Here is a 7,122-nt window from a genome sequence, read left to right as displayed (position 1 = left end):
GCCCCCCCGCCACGCGCGCGATGGGCGGCGGCGATGGCGGCGAGTTCGGTATCGGCGGCGGTGAGAAAAAGGATGTCGCCCGGCGTCTGACCAAGGTCGATTGCCTCCTTGCCGTCGGCAATGGTGCCCTTCTGGGCTAGCAGGAGATGCATGCGGCGCCTCCCGTCTCAGGCTGTGCCGTGGGTGTGGATCCTCGGGTCAAGCCCGAGGATGATGAAGGAAAAGCGGGACGACACACAGCAGCGACGGCTTCCCCCGCCGCACCGAACGATGTGGGCCGCAGCCTGCCCTCCCCACCGTCATCCTCGGGCTTGACCCGAGGATCCATCGCCGCGGCACGCCGATCATGGCCAGGCCGAACAGGACACGAAGGCGAGAAGGACTGCTGAACGCTCATGCCGAAAATCACACCGCCGCGGCGATCGCGGCTCGCACAGCGGCTTCATCCATATCGTGCAGGCCGATCACGACGAGGCGGGTGCTGCGGGTCTCGCCGGCGGCCCAGGCGCGCTCGAAGTAATTGTCGATGCGCGTGCCGACGGCCTGGATGAGCAGGCGCAGCGGCTTGCCGGGCACATCGGCAAAACCTTTGACGCGCAGCACGTCATGTTCGGCGATCACGCCCTTGAGGCGCTCGATAAACGCTGACGGATCGGCAATGGCGGGCAGTTCCACGACAAAACTGTCGAACTCGTCGTGATCATGCTCCTCGCCGTTCTCGTGTTCCAGCTCGTGGTGCGACTTGCGGTTGGCGATATCGTCTTCCGTGCCGACGCCGAGGCCGAGCAGGACGGCGGCGGCGACTTCGCCGTTCTTTGCCTCGATCATCGAGGGCTTGCGGGCGATGCGCGAGGCGACTTCGTCGCGCACGGCAAGCACACCGGCGGCATCGAGAAGGTCCGTCTTGTTGAGGATGATCAGGTCGGCGGCGGTGAGCTGATCTTCGAAGAGTTCCTCGAGCGGGCTTTCGTGGTCGAGATTGTCGTCCTCGACGCGCAGCGCATCCACCTTGTCATGGTCATCGGCAAAACGGCCGGCGGCGACGGCGGCGCTGTCGACGACGGTGATGACGCCATCGACCGTGACCTGCGTCTTGATTTCCGGCCAGTTGAAGGCAGCGATCAGCGGCTGCGGCAGCGCAAGGCCCGATGTTTCGATGACGATATGGTCGGGGCGGTTTTCGCGCTCGAGCAGCTTCGTCATCGTCGGGATGAAGTCATCGGCGACGGTGCAGCAGATGCAGCCGTTGGTCAGCTCGATGATGTCGTCTTCCGTGCAGGCTTCCGCGCCGCAGCCCTTCAGCACGTCGCCATCGACGCCGAGATCGCCGAACTCGTTGATGATGAGCGCGATGCGCTTGCCGCCGGCATTCTGCAGCAGGTTGCGGATCATCGTGGTCTTGCCCGCGCCGAGAAAGCCGGTGATGACGGTGGCGGGGATCTTCTGTTGCAGCATGGCTCAACCCTTCATTTTCAGCGGCAATCCGGCCGCGATAAAATAGACTTCCGGTACGAGGGCCGCTACCTGCTGGTGCAGCCGCCCGGCATGGTCGCGAAAATCGCGCGCCATGCGGTTTTCCGGCACGATGCCCAGGCCGACTTCGTTCGATACGAAGACCAGACGACCCGGTGCGTCCTCGATGGCCGACAAAAGGCCGGCGAATTCCTTTGCGATATCCCGCTCGTCCAGCATCAGATTGGTCAGCCAGAGCGTCAGGCAATCGATGAGGACCGTTCGGTCCTCGCGCGCCACTTCCCTGATGCAGGCGGCGAGCGCAAGCGGCTCTTCGTGTGTTTCCCAGCCTTTTCCGCGATCTTCCCGGTGTTTGGCGATGCGTGCGCGCATCTCGTCGTCCCAGGCACGGCCGGTGGCGATATAATGGCGCGAAAGGCCGGTCTCGGCGACCAGCCTTTCGGCAAAAGCGGATTTTCCGGAACGTGCACCGCCCAGAACCAGGACGGCTCCGGGCGATGTCTGTTTCATGTCAGGCAGCCTTGGCGATCTTCTCGTTGGCAAAGCCGAGCGAGAGGCCGAGCACGATCCAGAAGAACAGCGTCGTGGCTAGCGCCGCGACGGCGAACTCCGCGCCGAGAACGGCCGGAACGTTGCTGGAGATATCGGAGGGCTGCGGCGCGCCATAGACCTGGGGTGCTGCAAGAAGCACGGCACCGGCGACCTTGGCGACAATGCCCGGCTTCAAAAACAGCAGATAGAGACCCGCCGCCGAAAGGGCGACCGTCGCAACCCACCAGATCTGCCTCTGCGTGAGATCGGCAGCCGGGAAGCCCGGAAGCTCCGGCGGCAGGCCGATGGCCGGCAGCATATGCACCGCAAGCCAGCCGGCAGCGCCCCACAGCGCACCGTTCGCGACGGTGATCGGATTGCCGGAAACCAGGCTGAAGCCGGCGAGCAGCAGCGCAAAGCCGGTGCCCGTGACGAGGTTGGCCAGAAGCGTGCCGGAGAAGCGGCTCATGCCGAACATGATGCCGCCGTCCTCGTGGTCCTCGCCCTCATGAGCATAGGCCACCGAGATCGGCGACAGGGCCGAAGCGACATCGAGGATCACGGCGCCGAGCGAGGAATGTTCCTGCGTCGCGGCAGCGCCATCCGTGGTCGCGGGCGTGGTGCCCTCGCCCGCCGGTGCGGCTTCGCCCTCGAACTCTTCGGCGTGCAGAATCAACGGCACGACTCGTGCCTCCTGGGCGGCTGTCATCAGCACGCCGGAGAACAGCCCGGCCACCAAAGCGGCCAGGAGATAACGAACGATCATGTCAGAAACTCCTTAGTGGCAGGGAAAGCCGTAGGAGTGACGCGTGTCGTGCGCCGTGTCGTGCAGCACGGCCGAATTCGCGAGACCGGCACCAAACACCAGGAAGGCGCCGAGCAGCAGCGCGAAAACGCCGGCAACGAGACGATCGTTTGCAGAAAGGACAACAGAAGACGTAGTAGAAACAGCCATGACAACCTCCGTGCAGGCAGCGGGGAAAATTCCCCTGGGCGGGCGATATGCCCTCATTGTCTGGCAGGTCTCCTGGCTCGCAGCGTCCGGCGCATCAGCGCCTTCGGTCCGCCCTCGCCTTCCCAGGTTTTTTGCGTCACGGAGGCGGACGATTCGTAGAAAAAGAGGCGTCCAACCCCGGCTATCGTGATGCCACCCAGTGGCTTTTCCGGCTGGTTCTTTCTTCGCGCTTTCAGGCACCATTGCCCTTCGCCGCGAAAATCCTCCCGTCCGGATGGGCGTTCCTCGCTACTCTACAGTCGCGGGGTCGGCCGTGATTGCAGCGCCCTGATTGGGTCCACCGCGTCACATTCCCATTTACTCCCCGATCCGTTTCCGGACCAAGGAACCATCCAATATCGCTGATGATTATGCTTCCCGCCCCGCGAAGTCAATCGACCGGCAGCGGCATGGCCTGTGCCAAAACCGCCGTCCGGCCGTCGCAAACTCAATAGCCGGGGATAATCACGACGCCGCCGCCATCGTTGTAATAGCCGTCGTCGCGGTAATACGGCCCGTCATAGTAGCCGTCGACGGGGCCTTCGAGCACATCGTAGTCGCGCTGCTGGTAGCGACGCTGGCGATTCTGCCGCGCCTGGCGGGTCTCGGCATATTGCGCGGCCTCGCGTAGCGCGCGGAACTGCTGGCGCGGCAGGTAACCATCGGCACGATAGCCGGATGCGCCCTGCCAAGCGGCGATCGCTGCGCGAGAGCGCGGACCGAAGACCCCGTCGGCACCGTAGGTGTTGTAGCCAAGCAGGCTCAGGTAACGCTGCGCCTGGGCACGCACGGAGCGGTCCATATAGGTCTCGCGCGGATCGACGACCGGCTCGGCCTTGCGCGCGGTATCGGCGGTTGCCGTATCCTCATCCATCTGCGTTTCCGGCTTGGCGTTCAGGGCGGCGATGCGCTTGCGGGCATCATCGACATAGCGGCCCTGGGGATACTGGTAGAGATAGTCCTTGTAGGCCTTTTCCGAACCGTCGGCGACGGCGCCCTGGAACGTCTTGTCTTCCGCCCGCTTAGCAGCCTCCGCCTCTTCGACGGCACGCGCGCGATTGTCCGTGTCCGCATCCTGAGGCGCATTTTCGCGGGCAGCCGTCGCATCTTTCGCGCTATCGGCCGGCTCCTCACTATCCGACGGCTTCCGGGCCGCGGCGGCCTCTTCGGCACGCTTTTCGGCCTCGTCGGCAAGGCGGGCGGCTTCGGCGGCCTTGGCTTCGGCATCGGCCGCCGCCTTCGCGGCTTCGGCCTTCAGGCGCTCGACTTCGGCCGCCTTCTCCTGCGCCAGCTTGCGGGCGGCAGCGGCCTCTTCCTCGATCTTCGCCTTTTCGGCGGCGGCAACCTTTTCGGCTTCGATACGCTTGGCCTCCGCCTCCTGGTGGGCAGCCGCTTCCTCTTCCGCACGCGCCTTTTCAGCTGCGGCGGCCTCTTCGGCCTTCTGGCGATCCGCCTCCGCCTTCAGCCGCGCGGCTTCCTCCGCCTTGGCTTTCTCGGCGGCGGCATCCGCTTCCGCCTTCAGGCGCTCGGCTTCGGCTGCCTGCTTTTCGGCAAGCGCGCGGGCGTCCGCTTCCTTCTGCTCGGCTTCCGCCTTGAGGCGGGCGGCTTCTTCAACCTTTGCCTTCTCGGCAGCAGCGGCTTGCGCCTTGGCCTTTTCCGCCGCAGCCTTTTCATCGGCGAGCTTGCGGGCGGCGGCGGCTTCCTCGGCCTGCTTGGCCTCGGCTTCCGCCTTCAGGCGCGCAGCCTCCTGCTCCGCCTTAGCCTTTTCCGCCTCGGCAGCCTTCTGCGCCTCTTCCTCGGCCTTCTTCGCCTCGGCGGCTTTCACGGCCTCTTCTTCGGCTTTCTTGGCCTCGGCGGCCTTTTGAGCCTCGTCTGCGGCCTTCTTCGCTTCGGCAGCCTTGCGGGCTTCCTCTTCGGCCTTGGCCTTTCCGGCCTCGGCGGCCTTCTGCGCCTCGTCTGCCTGCTTGGCTTCGGCCACCTTCTTCGCCTCTTCCGCCTTCGCCTTTTCGGCGGCCGCGGCTTCCTCGGCCTTGGCCTTGGCTTCCGCCTCGGCGGTCACGCTCTTAGCGGGCTTCTCCTTGGCGGCGGCTTGCAATTCGGCAATGCGCAGGCGGGCCATGGAGGCGAAGGTGCCATTGGGATATTGCTTCAGATAGCCCTCGTACTGAACAACATCGCTGCCGGACGAGACCTTCTGCCAGAGCGAAAACTCCTCTTCCCAGCGCTTACCGGCGCTGCCGGCTTCCTTGCCGGTGGCGGCCTGCGCGAAGCTAACGGCGGGCGTGCCGGCCAGCGACAGCCCAAGAAGGCCGGCCAGAACGGAGCGTGCGAGAGGTCCAGAACCCATATATCTCACCCTTTTGGATCGCGCGGGGGCGCCTGCGCCCGGTCGTCCGGGCGGATTTCCATCACTCCTTGCACCGAATTCTGGCGCAACTTTGGTGCGGCAGAGCGGCAGCGGGGAACCTGATGGCTGTACGTTTGAGCGAGCTGATTTAATCAGCCCCGTTTCATCGAACAGGTTGCAGGAGGCCGTCGAGCCAGATGGGATCGAGCACAGCTTCCAGCTCCGCCGCCACGCCGTCGAGCGCGGCATCGACACTTGCGCGATAATCGAAGCCGCCACCCTCGATGCCGAAATCGGCGAGAAGCCGGGCGCGATAGGCATCGCTGGACAGAAGCCCGTGCAGATAGGTGCCCATCACCCGACCGTCGGCGGAAACGGCGCCATCAGGCCTGCCGTCGATGCTGACCGAGGGGCGCAGCGCATCCGGGCCGGTGGTGCGGCCGAGATGGATCTCGTAGCCTTCGAGCGGCACGTCATATTGCAGGGAGCGGGCGGTGCTGTTGCGCACGGTCTTTTCCGGCGCCATCTCGGTTTCGACGGCCAAGAGCCCCAGCCCTTCGAATTCGCGCTCGCTGCCCTCGATGCCGAGCGGATCGGTGACGCGCTGCCCGAGCATCTGGTAGCCGCCGCAAATGCCGATGACGCGGCCGCCGCGGCGCATGTGAAGCTGAAGGTCCTTGTCCCAGCCGGCAGCGCGGAAATCGCGCAGGTCGGAAATCGTGGATTTCGAGCCCGGCAGCACGATCAGCCCGGCGTCGGCCGGAAGCCGCTCGCCCGGCCGCACGAAGACGATATCGACGTGCGGCTCGGCCTTGAGCGGATCGAGATCGTCGAAATTGGCGATGCGGGGCAGGACGGGCACGGCGACCTTCAGCGCCCCGGCCGCGCCCTTGGCGAGCCGCTCCAGCACGACGGAATCCTCCGCCGGCAGATGCGCCGCCTGCTTCAGCCACGGCACGACGCCGAAACAGGGCCAGCCGGTAAAGCGGGCAATCTCGGAAATGCCGCTGTCGAACAGCGTGACGTCGCCACGGAACTTGTTGATGAGATAGCCCGTCACCATGCGCCGGTCTTCCTCCGGCAGGATGGCATGAGTACCGACCAGCGAGGCGATGACGCCGCCGCGATCGATATCGCCGACCAGCACGACCGGCACATTCGCGCGCGTCGCAAAGCCCATATTGGCGATGTCGCCGGCACGCAGGTTGATTTCCGCCGGCGATCCAGCCCCTTCCACGACGACGAGATCGGCGCCGTCGCTAACGATCCCGAAACTTTCCATCACCGCGCCCATCAGCTTCGGCTTCAGCGCCTGATAGTCGCGCCCCTTGGCCTGGCCGAACACGTTGCCCTGCAGGATGATCTGGCTGCCGACATCCGACTGCGGCTTCAAAAGCACCGGGTTCATGTGCACGGAGGACGGCACGCGGGCGGCGAGCGATTGCAGCCACTGTGCGCGGCCGATCTCGCCGCCATCGGCCGAAACGGCGGCGTTGTTGGACATGTTCTGCGGCTTGAAGGGACGCACCTTCAGCCCGCGATTGGCGGCGATGCGGCAGAGCCCTGCCACCAATACCGTTTTTCCGACATCCGAGCCGGTGCCCTGAAGCATGATCGTTCTCACCATGACGCCCTCCTAGCATTCGTCTCCGCCGCCGAAAAGCCCTGATTTACCGCAATCTTGCCGCAATTGGCGGCCGCGCTGCGATGTATTTCCGCAACAGACCGCCATGCAAAACAGGCATGGCTGACTTGCTGATCCATTTGCGACATTTTG

Annotated in this window: 6 protein-coding genes and 1 riboswitch; all 6 genes read right to left on the bottom strand. The window is 65.1% G+C overall.

Translation table 11 applies throughout. The features are described from left to right. Positions 1-405: 405 nt before the first annotated feature. Positions 406-1,455 (bottom strand): cobalamin biosynthesis protein CobW, encoded by a 1,050-nt coding sequence (cobW, locus tag ACOZKU_RS06215; protein ID WP_314084573.1) that lies wholly within the window; start codon positions 1,453-1,455, stop codon positions 406-408. 3 nt (positions 1,456-1,458) lie between these two features. Further along, entirely contained in the window at positions 1,459-1,983 is a 525-nt protein-coding gene (gene cobU, locus ACOZKU_RS06210) for a bifunctional adenosylcobinamide kinase/adenosylcobinamide-phosphate guanylyltransferase (protein ID WP_421578111.1), read from the bottom strand. 1 nt (position 1,984) lies between these two features. Then, complete coding sequence (locus ACOZKU_RS06205; protein ID WP_421578110.1) at positions 1,985-2,770, bottom strand: CbtA family protein; 786 nt, start codon at positions 2,768-2,770, stop codon at positions 1,985-1,987. 12 nt (positions 2,771-2,782) lie between these two features. After that, on the bottom strand, positions 2,783-2,959 hold the full coding sequence (locus ACOZKU_RS06200; protein WP_313529664.1) for a CbtB domain-containing protein: 177 nt from the start codon (positions 2,957-2,959) through the stop codon (positions 2,783-2,785). 45 nt (positions 2,960-3,004) lie between these two features. After that, positions 3,005-3,367, bottom strand: a riboswitch (cobalamin riboswitch). A gap of 79 nt (positions 3,368-3,446) precedes the next feature. After that, a complete protein-coding gene (locus ACOZKU_RS06195) occupies positions 3,447-5,345 on the bottom strand; it encodes a peptidoglycan-binding domain-containing protein (RefSeq protein WP_421578109.1) in 1,899 nt (632 codons plus the stop codon). 163 nt (positions 5,346-5,508) lie between these two features. Then, the gene (locus tag ACOZKU_RS06190) at positions 5,509-6,972 is read right to left on the bottom strand and encodes a cobyric acid synthase (protein ID WP_421578108.1); all 1,464 of its coding nucleotides are present in this window, start codon (positions 6,970-6,972) and stop codon (positions 5,509-5,511) included. Between the last annotated feature and the right edge of the window lie 150 nt (positions 6,973-7,122).

It is taken from the genome of Shinella sp. M31, from assembly GCF_049199205.1.
Classification (GTDB): domain Bacteria; phylum Pseudomonadota; class Alphaproteobacteria; order Rhizobiales; family Rhizobiaceae; genus Shinella.
The sequence above is the reverse complement of the archived record's forward strand: the minus strand, read 5'-3'. Positions and strand labels throughout refer to the sequence as shown.

Excerpts from the sequence above, each read along its gene's own strand:
- cobW (WP_314084573.1), bottom strand. The coding sequence starts at position 1,455 with ATGCTGCAACAGAAGATCCCCGCCACCGTCATCACCGGCTTTCTCGGC.
- cobU (WP_421578111.1), bottom strand. The coding sequence starts at position 1,983 with ATGAAACAGACATCGCCCGGAGCCGTCCTGGTTCTGGGCGGTGCACGT.
- ACOZKU_RS06205 (WP_421578110.1), bottom strand. The coding sequence starts at position 2,770 with ATGATCGTTCGTTATCTCCTGGCCGCTTTGGTGGCCGGGCTGTTCTCC.
- ACOZKU_RS06200 (WP_313529664.1), bottom strand. The coding sequence starts at position 2,959 with ATGGCTGTTTCTACTACGTCTTCTGTTGTCCTTTCTGCAAACGATCGT.
- ACOZKU_RS06195 (WP_421578109.1), bottom strand. The coding sequence starts at position 5,345 with ATGGGTTCTGGACCTCTCGCACGCTCCGTTCTGGCCGGCCTTCTTGGG.
- ACOZKU_RS06190 (WP_421578108.1), bottom strand. The coding sequence starts at position 6,972 with ATGGTGAGAACGATCATGCTTCAGGGCACCGGCTCGGATGTCGGAAAA.